The sequence below is a fragment of the Alkalihalobacillus pseudalcaliphilus genome (assembly GCF_028610675.1).
Taxonomy (GTDB): domain Bacteria; phylum Bacillota; class Bacilli; order Bacillales; family Bacillaceae_D; genus Alkalihalobacillus; species Alkalihalobacillus pseudalcaliphilus.
In genome coordinates this window covers 763,353-781,595 of the sequence record NZ_JAQQWS010000001.1, presented here as the reverse complement: position 1 = coordinate 781,595, position 18,243 = coordinate 763,353, and the positions used below count along the sequence as shown (strand labels likewise).

Here is an 18,243-nt window from a genome sequence, read left to right as displayed (position 1 = left end):
TAAAAACATTAATCTAAATATTTTCACATTTCAAGAATGGGAGAATTGAATAAGTCATAAAATGAAGTAAGGCTTGTCTATTAAATAACTGAGGTGATTTTTATGGAGACGATTTTAATTTTTGCGACGATCCTAAGTCCTGTTATATTAGCACTAGTACAATTAGTGAAAAGAACAGTATCTATTCCGAAAAACTATATTCCCTTACTTTCTTTTGTCGTTGGTTTAGCTGTTGGTGGAGTCGCATATCCTTTTACAGATTTAGACCTAGCCTTAAGGCTTTGGGCAGGAGGAATTGCAGGTTTATCAGCAACGGGCTTATTTGAAATTGGAAATGATCGGAAAGGCTTTACGAAAAATAAGGTGAACGAAGAGTAGTTCTTTTTTAGTGGAGCAATGGAATTTGTTTTTAAATGTTTCATTGCTTTCAAATAATTATGTAATAAGAGCCCTACCGTGATAGGGCCGGTTCATTCGTCTATTTCATTAGCAAATGTAAGCAGAGCCTACAATAACTAGAAGAATGAATAATACTACGATGAAAGTAAAACCAAATCCGCCTTCAAAACCGTAACCCATCTCCCCAGCTCCTTTCTAAACTCTTCCCTACAGTGTATGGTCATTCATGGAATTGGTTTGGGCTTTTCGCCCATTTTCCATAAAATAAAATGTTTTAGATAAATCCTCTCGTGGAAAAGTATCATATATAGAAATAATGCTAAACTTGTATATACATGATACAATGAAATTTGAAAATGACGATTGAGGTGTTTATGATGTTAAAGAAATTATTTGGATTAGATAAAAAGAACAAACAGGAAGTAACAAATGAAGTAAGCTCAGTACAAGTGATGTCGCCATTAACGGGGAGTTTTGTACAAATTAGTGAGGTTCCAGACCCAACCTTTTCTGAGAAAATGATGGGTGATGGTGTGGCGATTCGCCCTGATAATGGACAAGTTGTTTCTCCTATTGATGGTGAAATTATTCAGTTGTTCCCAACAAAACATGCGATTGGCATAAAAAGCAAAAATGGAGCCGAGGTTCTAATCCATATTGGTTTAGAAACCGTTAAAATGAATGGAGAGGGTTTTGTGGCTCATGTCAAAGAAGGTGACCAAGTTAAAGTTGGCGATCCACTAATTGATTTTGATCTAGAGCTAGTGAAGCAAAAAGCCAATAGTACAATTACACCAATGGTTATTACCAATCAAGATGATTTAAAAGAAGTAAAAGTCTTATCCGCTGAGCATGTAGAAGCAGGGGCAACACCCGTCATTGATATTCAAGCCTAACAAATAAACAGTAGTGGAAAGCCTTTGTGCTATCCACTACTTTTTTTATGAAAAAAATGGTGACTAAAAGGATAAGAATTAACTCTCTTTTTCTCAATGCCGTTCCAATGTTCTAACTGAACAAAGAGGGGGTTAATCTGAAGATACGGATAAAGAACGAGTAAGTATCTGCACATAGAGGAGTTTAATGTGTAGATACAGAGAAGAAACGAACGCGTAACTGAACAAAGAGGCAGTTAATCTGAAGATACTGAGGCCAAATCATGGAGTAACTGCACAAAGAGGTGTTTAACGTGAAGATGCAGAAGCCAAACCTTGGAGTATCTGCACGAAAAGGTGCGAAGAGATTAAAGAACCAGTTAACTACGAGGCACATCCCATCGTCCCTAGGTAACTTTCATATAAAACCCATATGGTGAAGCCCGATTCACTTCGCCAACAACAAAGATGAAAGTAGTGGCGACTGTTTAAACTGTTGGCACGTTTACAACTCAATCACCATCAGGAGTCGGCCTGATTAAACAGGGAGCACGGTCCTACTAAGGTTATTTATCGCGAGAAGGATAACGAGCTAACTTCACGGTACAAACTATCGACCCTAAGTAACTTTCATATAAAAAATACTAGAAATGAACTTATTTAAACCTGTATAGAAAGAAGCGAACTCCCTTACAATATAGACAAAAATAATAGCAAAAAATTACATAAAAAAACGGTAGTCAAATAAGTGCATATTTAGTACTCTTGAGAGAGTTTGAACGGTAAGTTCTCAATAGAAAGGTGGCTTTATTTTTATGGTTAGTGCATTAATTATTTTCGCAACTCAACTTTTATACGTTCCAATTTTAACTGTGAGAACGATTATGATGGTTAAAGGCATGAAGGAACGTGCTGCAGCAGTCGGGGTACTAGAAGGTGCTGTTTATGTTGTCGCGTTAGGACTAGTTTTTGCTGATTTATCCAATTACCTTAATATGATTGCTTATGCATTAGGGTTTGGGGTCGGCTTATATATAGGAGCCATTATTGAAGAAAGGCTTGCCATCGGTTATGTCACAATTGAAGTTAATATCATGAATCGAAACGACGATCTTATTCATCGGTTACGTGAAGTTGGATTTAGTGTATCCGTATCCGAATTAGAGGGTATGAATTCTGTCCGAGTCTTACTTGCATGTACAGCAAGAAGGGATCGTGAGAAAGAGTTTATTCGTATTGTTAGTGAGTATGAGCCTAGTGCTTTTATCGTCTCATTTGAACCAAGAAGCTTTAAAGGTGGTTATATTACTAAGGCGATGAAAACACGTCGAGAAAAATTCTTGAAAAAGACAAAGCAATCACAAGAAAATTAGAAGCAAGTCCATATATGATACATCCAAAGTTTTCATGTAAAATTTTATAAACATTATAATGTTATATTTACATCTGCTACTAACTGTGCTAACTTAACATTATAATGTTATATTTATGTTGTGACCGTGGAGAGAAGAGGGTGTGAGAGATGGAGAGGCGTTTCGTTCTACAAGAAGTTCAGAGAATAGATGGAACATATTTAGATATTGTTATTGAAGGAGAAAGAATCGTTGAATTAGCTGAAGCCGGGACGGCACAAGGAGAAATTATACCATGCCAAGGAATGTATATATCAAGTGGTTGGATTGATATGCATGTCCATGCCTTTTCAAAGTTTGATCCATACGGAGATCTAGCTGATGAAATTGGATACAAACAAGGCGTGACAACAATTGTGGATGCAGGAAGTTGTGGGGCGGATCATTTTGATGAGTTTGTTGTTCAAATGAATCAAGCAAAAACGAATGTACTGGCATTTCTAAATATCTCACAAATTGGCTTGAGTCGAAAAGATGAACTGTCCAATTTACTCTGGATTAATCGTGAAAAAGCAAAGCTGACTATTCTTGAGAATCCAGATTTGATCGTAGGACTTAAAGCACGAATAAGTCAAAGTGTCGTGTGTGAAAATGGAATCGCCCCTTTATTATTGGCGAAAGAGATGGCTAGAGAAAATGAATTGAAATTAATGGTTCATATTGGCTCTGGGCCACCAAATATTGAAGAGATTATTGTTAATTTGGATACTAATGATATTTTAACTCATTTTTTAAATGGAAAAGAAAATAATTTATTTAATCACAATGGTAAGCCTTTACAGGTTTTGACTGACGCAGTTAAAAGAGGCGTCCATTTAGACGTAGGGCATGGTGGTGCCAGCTTTTCTTTTGAAATAGCTGAATATGCCAAATGCGAAGGAATCCATTTTAACACAATTAGTTCTGATATTTATAAAACAAATAGGTTAAATGGTCCTGTTTTTAGTTTAGCAAAAGTAATGTCGAAGTTTCTAGCGATTGGGTACTCTTTAGAAGAGGTAATTAATGGCGTAACAAAACAGCCGGCCGATTGGCTTAAAAAGCCAGAGTTAGGAAGAATTCAAGTGGGAGATATCGCTCATTTAACCTTATTTTCTGTGGAGAATCACTTAGTGGATTTAGAGGATTCTCACGGTAAAACGAGGATTGGAACACAGGAAATTGTTGCAAAGGGAGTCGTGATTCATGGAGAATACTATTCATGCGAAGTACGGACTAAAGCGAGTCATTAATGCTAGCGGGCGAATGAGTATTTTAGGTGTTTCTGCTCCGACAGATACAGTCATGGAAGCAATGAAACAAGGCGGTCAAAAATACGTTGAAATGTCAGAATTAGTGAAAAATTCAGGGGAGTATATCGCGACTAAGCTAAAATGTGAAGCGGCTTTGGTTGTTAATTCTGCTTCAAGTGGAATTGCTCTTTCGGTTGCTGGAATCGTTACAAAAGGTCAAAAGAGAAAGGCATTGAAATTACATCAAGAAGAAATCAAAGAAAATGAAATTCTAATCCTTAAAGGCCATAATGTGCAATACGGAGCCCCGATTGAAACAATGATTGCTTTAGGTGGTGGTAAAGTTATAGAAGTTGGTTATGCCAACGAAGGAAAAAAAGAGGATGTTTTGGAAGCTATCAATGAAAAAACCGTAGCACTTTTATTTGTGCAATCCCATCATGCTGTGCAAAAAAATATGCTCACTGTAGAGGAAATGGCGGAAATAAGTCGCAAGTACCAAATTCCACTCATTATTGATGCGGCAGCTGAAGAAGACTTATTAACATATATTCAGTTCGGCGATATCGTTATCTATAGTGGTTCAAAAGCTCTAGAGGGTCCAACATCCGGAATTGTTTGCGGCAAAGCAAAGTATGTGGACATGGTTAAGGTGCAGATGTCAGGAATTGGTCGAGGAATGAAAGTAGGAAAGGAACAAATTTTTGGTTTATTACAGGCCCTCGATCAATATGAGGAAAAAATAGATAATAGCGAGCAAGAAAAGAAAAAGCTTGAACGTTTTTTGGATTTAAATAAATTTCCTGGTGTTCATGTGAGCATTATTCAAGATGAAGCAGGACGAGCAATTTATCGTGCCCGAATAAGTTTAGATGCCGCTGTGAGCCAATTACATGCTCTAGATGTTGTTCAGCAATTAAAATATGGTAAAATTGCTGTATATACAAGAGATTATGGGGCGAGTCAAGGTTTCTTCGATTTAGATGCACGTTCTTTTCAAGAGGATGATCTAGATGTGTTATTTATTAGATTAATAGAAATTTTAGGGGGGGAATCCCGATGAAAATAGATAAACGTTTTTATCAAGAACGAGTTGCTCTCAATGTTTTAGCTAAAGATGTCGAGAATGCGAAACAAGTTTTCGAGGCAGCAGAAGGGTTTGTTGTTGTAGGGGTTTTGTCGAAAGATTATCCATCCGTCGAAGAGGCAGTAAAAGCGATGCGATTATATGGAGAGGCCATTGATGATGCTGTTTCGATTGGGTTAGGTGCAGGAGATAACCGTCAAGCAAAGGTAGTTGCAGACATTGTCAAACACTATCCTGGCTCACATATTAATCAAGTCTTTCCTTTTGTCGGTCAAACAGCTAGTAATCTTTGTGAAGAAAGCTGGATTAATAGCTTAGTTTCGCCGTCTGGTCAAGTCGGTTATGTAAATATTTCTACCGGACCTTTTAGTGCGGCAGAGTCTAATAAGGCTGTGGTTCCAGTAGAAGCAGCTATTGCGTTAGTCAAGGATATGGGTGGACACGCACTGAAATATTTCCCGATGAATGGTTTAGCTTCCATTGATGAATTTCAGGCGGTTGCAAAAGCTTGTGCTGATGCTCATTTTTGCTTAGAACCTACTGGTGGTATTGATTTAGAAAATTATCAGCAAATTCTCTCTATCGCTTTAAATGAAGGAGTACCAAAAATTATTCCCCATATCTATTCTTCTATTATTGATAAGGAAACAGGCTTAACGAAAGTGTCTGATGTATCTAAGTTATTAGAACTAACAAAAAAGGCGATTCTTCAATATGCTTAGAATAGGCGCTTTTGGTGAAATTATGATGCGCTTGCAAACACCTGATCATAGGCTATTAAGGCAATCAGATTCTCTGCATATGTCTTTCTCCGGAACAGGCGTCAATGTTCTGTCGGCTCTTTCTAATTATGGTCATCAAGGCTATTTGATTTCAAAACTGCCAGCAACATCTGTTGGAGATGCAGCCGAAGCTGCGTTAAGACGGTTAGGCATACATACGGATTATTTAATAAGAGGAGATGCTTATTTAGGCCTCTATTTTTTAGAAAAAGGGTTTGGTGTGAGACCGAGTAAAGTAACCTATACGAATCGATTAGATAGCTCCTTTAACACGGCTAAGCTTGCTGAATATAAGTTTCATCAAGTCGCCAAAGAACTTGACGCGGTTCATTTCTGTGGCATCACACTTGCGATGAATGATGCAGTGAGAGAACAAGTTTTGACACTTGCCAAAGTCATGAAAGAACTTGGCAAGAGAGTGATTTTTGACTGTAATTATCGACCGACCTTATGGGGAGAAAATGGGTATGAAAAAGCAAAAATCTATTATGAAAAGATGCTTTATTTGGCTGATCTTGTTATGATGAATGAAAGAGATGCGATATCGATATTAGGGATTAGTACAGAGCACTTAACAAGAAAAGAGCAACTACTTGATGTGATTCCTGAGGTAGCGAGACATTACAAGATTGAGCAGATAGCAGGAACGCATCGTGACATACATCGTGATAATCAGCATTCCCTGACTGGCTTTATGTATCTAGATGAAACAATGACTTTTTCAAAAACGATAACGTTTGCTGTTTATGACAGAATTGGAAGTGGCGATGCCTTTACAAGTGGAATCATACATGGTTATGAACAGGACTTTTCAGCAAAAGAAACCGTTGATTTTGCAACAGTGGCTAGTATGATTGCTCATTCCACTGAGGGTGATACGCCTATGTCTTCTGAGAATGATATTCTTCGCATGATGTCAGAATCGGTCGGCGATGTAGAAAGGTAGAGAAGAGAATGAATATTAGTAGAAAAAAAGGGCCATTATATTTACAAATTCGTAATGTACTGAAAGACAGAATTCTTCATGGTTTTTACCCAATCGGTGAAAATATTCCATCCGAAATACAATTAGAAGAAGAATTTGAAGTGAGTAAAATTACAATCCGTAATGCAATTAAAGAACTGGTTCAAGAAGGCTTTTTAGAAAAAAAGAGTGGTAAAGGGACGAAAGTAATTCGAAATACCTCAGCTTCCAAGTTATCTAAAGGGAAGCGATTTACTGAAGTTCTTGTGGAAAAAGGTCATAAAATAAAAAAGAAGGTCGTAAAATCTGAAATTGTGCAAAATGAAGAGGACACGGAGCCTTATCGATTATTTGGAGATCGATGTGTAAGAGTAGAACGAATCTACTATTTAAACAACGACCCATACATTCATTTTACTCATTATCTATCAATTGAGCTCGCTGATTTTGAAGAATCTGATTTAAATGATCAATCGTTATATGAGTTACTCGCCGACCATCAACTTGTTTTGGAAAAATTCCGTGATGAATTTGCGGTAGAAACGGCACCAGCTTATATTGCTGATTTATTAGAAGTGGTCACACACACTCCTTTATTGAAACGTTTACGTTATTCTATGGGTGAATTAGGAGATGTCACAGAGTATAGCGTTGGTTATTATAATACGAATCTTCAATTATATGTAGTTAATTATGATGCCTAGTTGTTTTTCTATTATGGTCAAAGTGAGGGGATAAAACGTATGGGAGATTTATTAGTACCACTATATACATTACCAGAAATATCAAAAAAGCCTGAACAGTCATGGACGATAAGAAAACCGATCCCACCAGAGAAATATGTCATAACAGAGTGGGTGGGAACACATTTTTCAAAACAATGGCAAAGTGAAGTGGAAGTAGCTTTATCCCAAAATCCAGCTTCATGTTTGATTGCTGTAGAAGATAATCAAATGATTGGATTTGCTTGCTTCAATGTCACGGCATTAAGTTTTTTTGGACCAACAGGTGTGAGTGAAAAGGCCCGCGGTCGTGGTATTGGTTTGCAATTATTAATACAAAGCTTACTAGAGATGAAACATATGGGCTACGCCTATGCGATTATTGGTAGTGCTGGACCTGTTGATTTTTATAAAAAAGCGGTTGGTGCTATTGAAATTCCCGGGTCAGAAAAAAGTATTTATCAAGGAATGTTAAGATAGTATGTGAACAATAGATACTGTTTGTTTCAGAATGGAAAATACTGAAGCAAGCAGTATTTTTAGAACTTGTAACAGCTTGTTAAATCTTTAGAAAAAAAGATTAGGGAGGAAAGAAGATGCAAAGTCATTTAATCTCGACCACATATTTAAATGAACGTCAGCATCAAAAGGAGACAAATTTAGTGATTATTGATGTGCGTTTTTCATTAGCTGAGCCTGAAAAAGGCTATGAATCATATCTTTTTTCTCATATTCCTGGGGCACATTATTTAGATTTAAATAAGCATTTATCTGGAACAAAAAGTGAGCATGGTGGACGTCATCCTTTACCTGATAAGCAAGCTTTCATGGAATCATTGCAGGGACTAGGGATTGAAAAGCAATCTTTGGTTGTTGTATATGATGAAGAGGGTATGACGGCCCCGCGATTATGGTGGTTGCTTCAAATGGTTGGTGTGGTAAATGTAAAAATATTAGATGGTGGTTGGACGAAATGGGTAAAAGAAGGCAGGGACGTTGAAAGCGAAATTCCTGAGCTTTCAGAAACAAATTTTCAAGTGAAAACCAATTCGGCTTTCCACGTTCTTCATTATGAGGATGTCGTAGATTCAATTAAGAAGCAGGATACTGTTATTATGGATTCAAGAGAACCAGGTCGATACCAAGGGCTCCATGAACCAATTGATGCAAAAGCAGGTCATATTCCTTCTGCCAGGAATTACTTTTGGAAGGATGTATTTAATTCGGATAGTACGTTAAAATCGAAACAGGAGCTTGCTGAACATTTTAAAGATATTGAGCAAGAACAAGAGATTATCGTTTATTGTGGGTCTGGTGTTTCAGCTTGTCCGAATATTTTTGCATTAAAAGAATTAGGCTATCAAAATGTTTCTCTTTATGCAGGAAGTTGGAGTGATTGGATCTCTTATGAGAATAGCCCGATTGCGGTTATTAAAAGCTAGTGTTTTATATGAAAGTGCGAACATAGAGCGTTAATCACCGCTACCGAAAATCATGCTGCGCGTCCTGTGGGGTGGCGCTGAGCTAATCGGCTACGCCGCTGGATCTCAGCACTGCCACTACGTCCCACAGGAGTCTCCGCATGTTTTCGTCCGCTGGATTGCTACTAATTCTTGAGTTCACAAAACCATCTAACACCATTCATTCAAAAAGAAAAAGAACAAAATCAAAGTGAATGAAGTTCCACCAGTCAAAGGGCCAAACACTACTTTCATCTTTGTTGGTGGCGAAGTGAATTGGGTTTCGCCATGTGGGTTTTGTGTGACATACACGTTTAATGTGAGGTGATTAGCCTGGAGACTTGGTTAGGGGCGTCAGCTATTTGTTTGAATAATCGGAACGAAGTGCTTATGGTGAAAAATGCTGATGTAGATGGGTGGTCTGTTCCCTCTGGTGAAATTGAGAGAGGTGAAACTGCTGCACAATGCTGTGTAAGAGAAGTGAAAGAAGAAACGGGCTATACCGTTAAAACGATCAAACAATTATATGTCAAAGAAACGCTCCTCAAAAGCATACGTGTTACGGCTTATTATTTCGAAGTGGAGGCGATTGGCGAGAGTCAGGGTTTTAATGACCCGGAACAGACCATTGTTGAGACAGCTTGGATTCCTATTTCAGAATTAGAAAAAATTAAACATGTATATCCCGAGGATCTCGAAATCATTCGTAGGTTTTGTTAGTGTTGTAATTACATATACAAATGTATAGGTTAGAATTTAACCTGAACAAAACGTTGACATCATAGTTGTTAATAATTTTATATATGTAAATTAGAGTTTATAGGTAAATCATCAGGAAGATGAAAATTTACATTTAAGCAATAAGGGCTGCGAAATGTAATCCTTAAGAAGTTAAAAGAGCTATCATATAAAAATTATATTATTTGAATAAAAGTGTACAGTTATTAAAGTAGATAACCATATTTTACGATAAAACAAGTCCTAGAGTATATGTATGTTTACCAATCAAGGTAAGAATAGGAAGAGTGAGTTCACGTCTGCATCCAAAACCGTCAAGTTTTTTGGTGATATATTCCTTAATTTCATACAAGTCTCGTTTAGCAACAGGGTTTATACTAAACATATACATATTGATTAAACTCCAAGATCATCCTCAACTTGTTCTTCAGTTAGCCAATCATTCCCAGTTTTAATTGCCTCATTACCTTCTATAAGTTTGTAGCTTGGTTTTTCTCATATTTTTCAATAACGGCATATTTACTTCACCCTTTTTTCGTTAAAAAAACTGGATCAGTACAGTAAAATCTTTAAAACGAATTGTAATTTCTTAAATCTAAAACTTGTTTAATGTTTGGCATAATATCAAGCTCCCTTCGCTGAATTTTTTATTTCTATTTGTTATCAAAACTTTACATGTTTACGTATTTCGCTCTCCCTTGTGAATAGTTGTAAAACTGCTAATATTGTTCTAATAAAGACAGATGTGACGAGTAGGATTACAATAAACGGATCAATGAACCATAAAATCAGTACCGAAATTTTGCTCAAAAGAAACGCTCCACTCACTAAAACAATGGACACGAGCAATTTTAATAAAAGAACTTTCTTATTTGAATATGTAGTAACTATTAACTTCTTCTTAATAAAAGCAGAAACTAAATTAACTATGACACTTAATGACCAACATAGAATCAATATTGAGAGAACATACACCGTCGCCATTACAAAATGTCTTAATTGATCAAACTGGCGTTCGATCCCAAAGTTTGTATAGTACCAAGCACTAACTAATTCATTTAACAAATAAGTACCGTTATTTCCATTCGTTAAAATAATAAGCCCATTCCCTGTTTGTGGTTCCATCGAAAAATGTGCCTTCCAACCGTTGTTACTTCCATCATGTGTAACGATTTTACTGTTATTTGCGTGATTAATAAAATGACCTAATGCCGCCTCATCATTAATAAAGCTTTCAAAACCTCTAACTTCTAAGATAGGGCTAAACATCTCTTGAACCGTGTCAGCTTCTAAAATCCCCGATCTGTGAAAGCTATTGATTTCAGCAATGATAAACTTATTCATGTCTTCTATCGTTGTATAAAGTCCGGCCGCTGCTTTCTCGGTAAATATGTAGTTTGGTAACAACTGTAGTTTTACATCGTAAGCTTTCGCTGTCTTATCTTGGAGATGATCGTCCCATTGAAAACTACTATTTTCCATTCCTAAAGGTGCTAGAACAACTTCATTTAGATATGAATGAAAGTCTTCTCCTGTTACTTCTTCGATCATGAGTTGCAGTAAGTTATAACCACCACCTGAATAGCTATACCGTGCTCCTGGTTCATTTACTAATTCAACAGGTTTTGAACCACCACCAATCCCACTAAGTGAATCCTCTAAAGTAGGCAGCTGTGTATTGGACTCGTAGCCAGGATAACCTCCACCGACAGATAGCCCTGATGTATGACTTAATAACCCTCGCACTGTTATCGCTTTTTGGTCATATTCACTTTCAGGTAGCTGCCATCTTGTTATGTAATTCTCAATAGGATCATTTAAATTGATGAGACCATCCTCCACCAATTTCATCACACCAAGTGCTGTCACTGATTTAGAAATCGAAGCAACTTGAAACACAGTATTTTGATCTACTTTCCTTTTAACGTCAAGATCCGCATAACCGAACGTACCTATCCATGTAACTTGACCATCTTCTAGCACAGAAATTGCTGCCCCAGGAATATTTGATTTACTTAATAATTTTTCAGTTTTTGTTTCTACGTCTTTAATCAATTTATTAAGATCGGTTGTTCTAGTTAAATCGTTATGATTCAAAGAAAATGGAATAGTAGTGATGATTGCCAATAGAAGAAAAATGATGGCTTTTCTTTTCATAGATAACCTCCAAATTTATCAATATATAAATATTTTATTACTATTCTGCAAATTTTCATTGTAATAGACAGAAATATCACAATTCGTTCATCATTTGTACGAATTCAAGATCCGCTGTGACAACCCAAATTTTAACTAATGGATGAATCGTTATTGGTTCATGCTTTCGAATTAAGAAAAATAAAGTTTAATCTTAATTGTTTATTGTGTAGTATAGGTATACTGCACAATATAAGAGTTCCTCCACAATCTAGCTCTATGATAGAGGAAGAATACACTATTTGTTCTTTTTCGTTATCTTTCTAAATAATGAAGCTCTTGATACATATGTATTTTCGCAAATTTGATTTAAAGTCATATTTCCTTATTTATATAGTACAACACACATCATTAATAAGCTCAGTTAGGTTGTATCTATCTACTTTATCACCTATTCAAAGGCCACTCCTTACGCCGTATTTACTTTTAACAGTTAGGAGAGGCCTTTCTGTATACTAAAGAGGGGGACCGTCAGGAAAATGCGGATGTATAAAGTTAAGCAAATTGGAGCATAAAAATCAGTCCCTACACATTACATTTAGGGATTGATTTTTAATTTCTCTTATGAAGCTATTTCCCGTTAGTTACATTATTACAAAGGTATTTCTTGCAATTACTTTAAAGTTATAATAGATTTCTTAAATTAATTGTATATAATCCTCCAATAATTATTAGCGATAAAACCAGAAAACCGGTTCAGACGGTTGTAGAGACAGCCTGGATTCCTATTTCTGAATTAGAAAAAATTAAACATGTATATCCCGAGGATCTCGAAATCATTCGTAGGTTTTGTTAGTGTTGTAATTACATATACGTAAAGGTTAGAATTTAACCTGAACAAACCGTTGACATTATAGTTGTTAATAATGTCAACGGTTTTTTATTTTAATAAGTAAGAACAGCTTTTTTTATTAACCAACAAATTTAATCTCTCGTGTTTAGAGTGGTTGTACGGAACAAATTTACTACTCCGCTATACCCCAAATCATTAACCATTACATAATTTAATACAAATCACATGTGATCTCTTTTTTCTGGTAAAAATTTTTAAGTAAATGTTATGACCTTGTTTTAAAATTCTGGTTTATTTCATTTGAAATATATAGTGAATAATAGTTGTCTGTTGATAGTATCTTTTCAATGTAAGTTATTTGTTGGTCTATGTCGTGTAATACTTTAGTACCTAACCAATTCCCAGGAAGAAATTCAGGAGGTAGCATCGGATCCTGATTTATAAATTCTTCTTGTAAGACGATTAATGATAGATATCGAGAAAATAGAAGTGAATGATATTGCTGTTTCTCATAAATGGAAGTATTAATGAGTTTTTGATTTTCTTCAAGCCAAATCTGTTTTTCTTCATATTTATTATGTATCTCATCAATATTCCAAAGTCTTCTTACAGAATTCGAACTTGAAATACCTTCAGCACTAATTTTATTTAATATAAATTCTTGGCTAATACTGATTGTTAAATATTCTTCAATTTCTAAGGTATCAATGATATCAAATAATTGATTAGAAATATTCCATGGGAATACATAAACACTTTTATATAAATATCCAAAACCAATATTAAGTAGGAAGTTTCGAAAATAATCACGTTTACTTCTTAATGTTTCAGGTATTCCTATTAAAATAATAAGCCATTTCCCATTCCATTTTATATTATAGTAATTATCCTTCATTCTATATCCATTATTTGCTTTGATTCCCTTGTCTGTCAATGTGTAAGAAGCACGTTCTGTTGAAGTAATATAAGCTAGTTTTTTCAACTTTGTTAGTGAATTTCTGATCGATTGTGAAGTAAAACTTAAATCTGCTAATAGTGATATAAACTCTTTACTAGTTATGACCGTTTTTTTTGATAAAAGTAATATAATAAGTCTTTCTAAAGACAACACACTCACCTCATTTAAGATAATACCAGTTTTTAAAGGCAATTTAAATCATTCGCAAATAAATATTTGACAATTCTAAAAGTTTTATTATACTTTATATTATAACTATCGTTAAAAACAAGTTATAAAATTGCGTTCCGAGGGGGCTAATTATGTTTAATATTCAGGAGAACTTTGAAATGGTAACAATTCTTAATGAAAAAGGAGTCATAATAAACGAAAAGTTGATGCCAAACTTGTCAGATAAAGAATTAATTAAACTTATGGAAAGGCTTGTTTATACAAGAACTTTCGATGAGCGATGTGTGGCATTAAGTAGGCAGGGAAGATTAGGGTTTTATGCACCGGTCTCAGGTCAAGAAGCAAGTATGATCGGTACGCACTTTGCCTTGCATAAAGATGATTGGATTTTGCCGGGTTATCGTGATTTACCACAAATTTATTTCCATGGTGTACCTTTAAAACAACTTTTTCAATGGTCAAAGGGTCATTTTAAAGGGGGGAGTATGCCTGATGCAGTTCATGTTACTCCCCCACAAATAATCATTGGTGCACAGATTATTCAAGCGGCAGGAGTAGGGTTAGGTCTTAAAAAGAAAAACAAGAAATCGGTTGCCGTTACTTACACAGGGGACGGCGGGTCATCTCAGGGAGATTTTTATGAAGGATTAAACTTCGCAGGTGTATTCGCAACACCTACAATTTTTATTGTCCAGAATAATCAATTTGCTATTTCAACCCCATATTCTAGACAATCAGCAGCTGCTACAATTGCCCAAAAAGCTATAGCAGCAGGGATTCAAGGAGTACAAGTAGACGGAATGGATGTTTTGGCGACATATATGGTGACAAAAGCAGCAAGGGAACGGGCTGTTTTAGAAGGTGAGCCAACATTAATAGAAACGATTACATATAGATTCGGTCCACATTCCATGTCTGGAGATAACCCTAAAATCTATAGAACAGATGAATCTGAGATATCTTGGTTTCAAAAAGACCCTCTACAGCGTTATCGACTATTTTTGGAAAGCCTTGGTTTGTGGACAAGCCAAGATGAGGAGCATATTGTGGAAGAGGCAAAAGCTGATATCAAAGAGGCAATAAAACAAACAGAATTAGATCGGGAGCAAACAATCCAAGATTTGGCTGGGAATATGTATGAGTTTCTGCCAAGAAATTTAAAAGAACAACTGAATCACATGTAAACGGAAGTTTTATGAGTTTCGCAACTACTTGCAATGGAGGTATTGGATTTTAGAAGTCGATAAAAAAAATTAATGAAAGGACAGCATGAATCCAATTCATGCTGTCCTTTACACTACACCTGGATACCTTCTTTACTTTTATCAAGTAATGCAGTTAAATTTGTGCTGAATTCTTCTGTTATGATACCATATTCTGTAATGATACCAGAAATTAATGAGTGCGGAGTAACGTCAAATGCTGGATTAAACACGTTAATACCACTTGGAGCAATTGCTTGCCCGTTTAGGTGAGTTATTTCTTCTGGGGGACGTTCCTCAATGGGTATATCATCACCATGTAATGTGTTTAAATCAATAGTTGAGAAAGGGGCTGCTACATAAAAAGGAATCTGATGACTTTTCGCAAGCAGTGCTAAACCATATGTGCCGATCTTGTTAGCCGTATCACCGTTTGCCGCAATGCGATCGGCACCAACAATAATAGCATCTATTTTTTTTGTTTTGAGTGTATGAGCTGCCATACTATCGGTAATGAGAGTGACGTTGACTCCAAGCTGTTGGAGCTCCCAAGCAGTTAAACGTGAGCCTTGTAAGACGGGCCTTGTTTCACAAGCATAGGCATGTAACGTTAAACCTTGATCTTTAGCTAAGTAGAATGGAGCAAGAGCTGTACCATACTTGGCAGTAGCTATAGCACCGGCATTACAAATCGTCATAATTGTGTCTTGATCCTTAAAAAGTGATAAGCCATACTCGCCAATTTTCCTGCATGTTTCCGCGTCTTCTTTTTGAATGGCTAAAGCTTCAGTTAAAGCTATGTCTTTAGCTTCTTCAACACTACCTGACCCGCTTACCTTTTGAGTCATACGATCAATGGCCCAAAATAAATTAATAGCTGTTGGTCGGCTCGAAGCTAAGTAATCTCGTTGAGCGATAAATTCTGAAAGAAATAAATCAAGCTGATTGGATTGTTTCGCTTGTGCCCATAGGGCTAATCCGAATGCAGCGGCAATACCTATTGCTGGAGCCCCTCTCACTTTCAAATAAGTAATAGCTTCCCAAACTTGTTCAATTGTCGTTGCTCGTTCAAAAGTTACCTCATGAGGTAACTTTTGTTGGTCAAGAATTAAAACGGAATCTTTATCCCAACGTACTGATTGGATTGTCATACATATACCACCTTTACTTGTTGAATAAGCGAATCCATGTCTTTAATTGAATGACGTTCTGTGATGAATGTTCGAGCTACTTGTATAATGGTTTGCTGAACAGATTGACGGATTGCTAACTCTTGAATGCTATCGACATCTTTTACATGTGCTAAACCAATCATGCGACGAATCATTTCTGCACCTGCAAATCCAACTGACTCTGTCCAAATCGTCGCTAATACATCTTCAAGGTGACCATCCACTTTTGTAAACGACTCTTTACTTTCGTTTTTCCAAAGCTCGGTATATGTCGTTTCAAAAACCTTCCACGTATCGATGAGCGTTTGAATTAAATAGCTTTGTTGTTGTTCTTTCTCAATTGAATTACTTGCTTGACCTTCTTGTGCATAATAATTCATAATCAGATTCGCAAAAAAAGTGCCGATGTCAAAAGCTTTTGGTCCATAAAAGGCAAATTCAGGATCAATAATTTTTGTTTCATCTTTTGTTACAAAAATACTACCTGTGTGAATGTCTCCGTGTATAAGTGCTTCCGATTTTGTTAAGAAGAGATGTTTTAATTTTGCGACTTCTCTTTTTAGCTTATTGTCGCTCCATAATTCATGTACGAGTGGTTTCAAATGGTCGTCAAAAGAGTTTGTTTCACTATCAAAGAATGGATCAGTGAAAACGAGTCTTTCCGTAATATCACAAAGGTCTGGATTGATAAAATCTACCGCGAGTTCTTTTGCTTCCTTAGGGTGTAAATGAAAGGTTGATGTACGAAAAAGTATTTCTGCTAAATAAATACCAATATGGCTTGCAACTTGAGGGTAAAGATTACCCGTAATCAATCCTTCACGTAAAATTGTAAAGTCACTAAGATTTTCCATGACGGTTAAGGCAAGTGTCTGATCATGGTGAAAAACCTTTGGCACAAGATTAGGTACGTATTTGGCAGCGAGTTGAAGAACTGATGCTTCAATTCTTGCACGGTCTAGTGTTAACGGCCAACTTTCACCAACCACTTTGGCATATGGTAGAGCTTGTTTAACAATAAATGAACGACCTGTTGTTTGACTGAAAATATTGAAAACATAATTTAAATTGCCGTCACCAATCTCTGATACTGTCGCCCGCTCATCTTCATTTAGTAAACCAATTTCTTTTAAAAAATTGACAGCAGTTGCTTCTGTTAATGCTATGTATTGTATACTCATTTGTTATCTTCCCCTTTAATTTAAGTAATAAAAAAGCCTCTTTCTGTTAGCAGAAAGAGGCGAATAGACAATGTGTGAATCGACCTCTCTTATCTACCAGAACATGTCTGTTGGATGTAGCACCGTGCCAAAAGGTCGGTTGCTGCGGTTTCATCGGGCCAAATCCCTCTACCTACTCATGATAAGAGTGTAAAAAATATGAAATTAACTGACTTGTGATTACTATAAAGGATGTAGGCTCGGTCGTCAATAAGTTTTTGAAAATTATATATATTACACATAATAGGCTAAGTGTGCCTTTGAAATAGAAATAAGCTAAATAGAATAAATAATAAAAAAAGATTGACAATTAAACAAGTAAACTGGCAATATATATAGCAAGGAAAATACAACCAAGCAAGTAGCAACAAAATGGAACAATATCGAATCATCAGATGACTATTAGTGACAGAGCTGAGTTCCGGTCATAGCCGATTAGCTCAGCGCCACGTGATTGTCTCGGAGCATGATTTTCGGTAGTAGCGGCAAGCCAAGTTCCGCATATGAGTATCAGCAGGAACTTTCATATAAACCACTTATGGAGAAGCTGATTCATTTCGCCACCAATAAAGATGAAAGTAGTGGCGACTTCTTAAACATTTGGCTCGTTTACAACTCCATCACCATCAGGAGTCGCACGACCAAAAAGGGAGCAGTGACCTGTTAAGGTCGTCTATCGCAAGATGGAAGACCAGTTAACTTCAAGGCACGTACTACCACCCTTAAGTATACTTTCATATAAAAATAAATAATCTCTTATCAAGAGCTGGCGGAGGGATAAGCCCTATGAAGCCCGGCAACCGGTTTATTTAAATACGGTGCTAATTCTTACAATCTTTATGATTGAAAGATGAGAGAGG

Annotated in this window: 17 protein-coding genes and 2 riboswitches; of the genes, 12 read left to right on the top strand and 5 right to left on the bottom strand. The window is 36.2% G+C overall.

Features of this window, described 5'->3' with window-relative positions:
- Positions 1-102 precede the first annotated feature (102 nt).
- Entirely contained in the window at positions 103-378 is a 276-nt protein-coding gene (locus tag PQ479_RS03780; protein WP_047988949.1) for a holin, read from the top strand.
- Positions 379-486: 108 nt separating this feature from the next.
- Here the strand turns inward: PQ479_RS03780 and PQ479_RS03775 are convergent, their stop codons facing one another.
- Positions 487-579, bottom strand: coding sequence for a YjcZ family sporulation protein (locus tag PQ479_RS03775; RefSeq protein WP_083991247.1), 93 nt, complete (start codon positions 577-579; stop codon positions 487-489).
- 197 nt (positions 580-776) lie between these two features.
- Here PQ479_RS03775 and PQ479_RS03770 point away from each other — a divergent pair, with 197 nt between their 5' ends.
- The 10 genes from PQ479_RS03770 (at position 777) to PQ479_RS03725 (ending at position 9,653) form a co-directional block, all read left to right on the top strand.
- Positions 777-1,295, top strand: coding sequence for a PTS sugar transporter subunit IIA (locus PQ479_RS03770; protein ID WP_047988950.1), 519 nt, complete (start codon positions 777-779; stop codon positions 1,293-1,295).
- 794 nt (positions 1,296-2,089) lie between these two features.
- Positions 2,090-2,647, top strand: a complete 558-nt coding sequence (locus tag PQ479_RS03765) for a DUF2179 domain-containing protein (RefSeq protein WP_047988951.1) — start codon at positions 2,090-2,092, stop codon at positions 2,645-2,647.
- Between the two features lie 149 nt (positions 2,648-2,796).
- Positions 2,797-3,918 carry an amidohydrolase/deacetylase family metallohydrolase gene (locus PQ479_RS03760; RefSeq protein ID WP_047988952.1) on the top strand — a complete coding sequence of 374 codons (1,122 nt, stop codon included), beginning with the start codon at positions 2,797-2,799 and terminating at the stop codon, positions 3,916-3,918.
- Positions 3,872-4,981 carry a DgaE family pyridoxal phosphate-dependent ammonia lyase gene (locus tag PQ479_RS03755; RefSeq protein WP_047988953.1) on the top strand — a complete coding sequence of 370 codons (1,110 nt, stop codon included), beginning with the start codon at positions 3,872-3,874 and terminating at the stop codon, positions 4,979-4,981. Before PQ479_RS03760 ends, PQ479_RS03755 begins: the two co-directional genes overlap by 47 nt.
- Entirely contained in the window at positions 4,978-5,727 is a 750-nt protein-coding gene (dagF, locus tag PQ479_RS03750; RefSeq protein ID WP_047988954.1) for a 2-dehydro-3-deoxy-phosphogluconate aldolase, read from the top strand. Before PQ479_RS03755 ends, dagF begins: the two co-directional genes overlap by 4 nt.
- Positions 5,720-6,733, top strand: a complete 1,014-nt coding sequence (locus tag PQ479_RS03745) for a sugar kinase (RefSeq protein WP_083991248.1) — start codon at positions 5,720-5,722, stop codon at positions 6,731-6,733. Before dagF ends, PQ479_RS03745 begins: the two co-directional genes overlap by 8 nt.
- A gap of 8 nt (positions 6,734-6,741) precedes the next feature.
- Positions 6,742-7,455, top strand: coding sequence for a GntR family transcriptional regulator (locus tag PQ479_RS03740; protein ID WP_047988955.1), 714 nt, complete (start codon positions 6,742-6,744; stop codon positions 7,453-7,455).
- 39 nt (positions 7,456-7,494) lie between these two features.
- Positions 7,495-7,953 carry a GNAT family N-acetyltransferase gene (locus PQ479_RS03735; RefSeq protein ID WP_047988956.1) on the top strand — a complete coding sequence of 153 codons (459 nt, stop codon included), beginning with the start codon at positions 7,495-7,497 and terminating at the stop codon, positions 7,951-7,953.
- 116 nt (positions 7,954-8,069) lie between these two features.
- The gene (locus PQ479_RS03730; RefSeq protein ID WP_047988957.1) at positions 8,070-8,915 is read left to right on the top strand and encodes a sulfurtransferase; all 846 of its coding nucleotides are present in this window, start codon (positions 8,070-8,072) and stop codon (positions 8,913-8,915) included.
- A 342-nt stretch (positions 8,916-9,257) separates the two neighbouring features.
- Positions 9,258-9,653 (top strand): NUDIX hydrolase, encoded by a 396-nt coding sequence (locus PQ479_RS03725; protein WP_273716762.1) that lies wholly within the window; start codon positions 9,258-9,260, stop codon positions 9,651-9,653.
- 681 nt (positions 9,654-10,334) lie between these two features.
- Here PQ479_RS03725 and PQ479_RS03720 read toward each other — a convergent pair.
- Positions 10,335-11,828 carry a serine hydrolase domain-containing protein gene (locus PQ479_RS03720; protein ID WP_053070409.1) on the bottom strand — a complete coding sequence of 498 codons (1,494 nt, stop codon included), beginning with the start codon at positions 11,826-11,828 and terminating at the stop codon, positions 10,335-10,337.
- 1,097 nt (positions 11,829-12,925) lie between these two features.
- Entirely contained in the window at positions 12,926-13,768 is an 843-nt protein-coding gene (locus PQ479_RS03710; protein WP_047988958.1) for a PaaX family transcriptional regulator C-terminal domain-containing protein, read from the bottom strand.
- A 152-nt stretch (positions 13,769-13,920) separates the two neighbouring features.
- On the opposite strand from PQ479_RS03710, the gene pdhA reads away from it, so the two are divergent.
- The gene (gene pdhA, locus PQ479_RS03705) at positions 13,921-14,973 is read left to right on the top strand and encodes a pyruvate dehydrogenase (acetyl-transferring) E1 component subunit alpha (protein WP_047988959.1); all 1,053 of its coding nucleotides are present in this window, start codon (positions 13,921-13,923) and stop codon (positions 14,971-14,973) included.
- A 113-nt stretch (positions 14,974-15,086) separates the two neighbouring features.
- On the opposite strand, the gene mtnA is transcribed toward pdhA, so the two are convergent.
- Positions 15,087-16,142: an S-methyl-5-thioribose-1-phosphate isomerase gene (mtnA, locus tag PQ479_RS03700; protein ID WP_047988960.1), complete on the bottom strand. Its 1,056-nt coding sequence runs from the start codon at positions 16,140-16,142 to the stop codon at positions 15,087-15,089.
- Entirely contained in the window at positions 16,139-17,344 is a 1,206-nt protein-coding gene (gene mtnK, locus PQ479_RS03695; protein ID WP_047988961.1) for an S-methyl-5-thioribose kinase, read from the bottom strand. Before mtnK ends, mtnA begins: the two co-directional genes overlap by 4 nt.
- Before the next feature lie 86 nt (positions 17,345-17,430).
- Positions 17,431-17,532, bottom strand: a riboswitch (SAM riboswitch).
- Between the two features lie 604 nt (positions 17,533-18,136).
- Positions 18,137-18,240, top strand: a riboswitch (SAM riboswitch).
- Positions 18,241-18,243 lie beyond the last annotated feature (3 nt).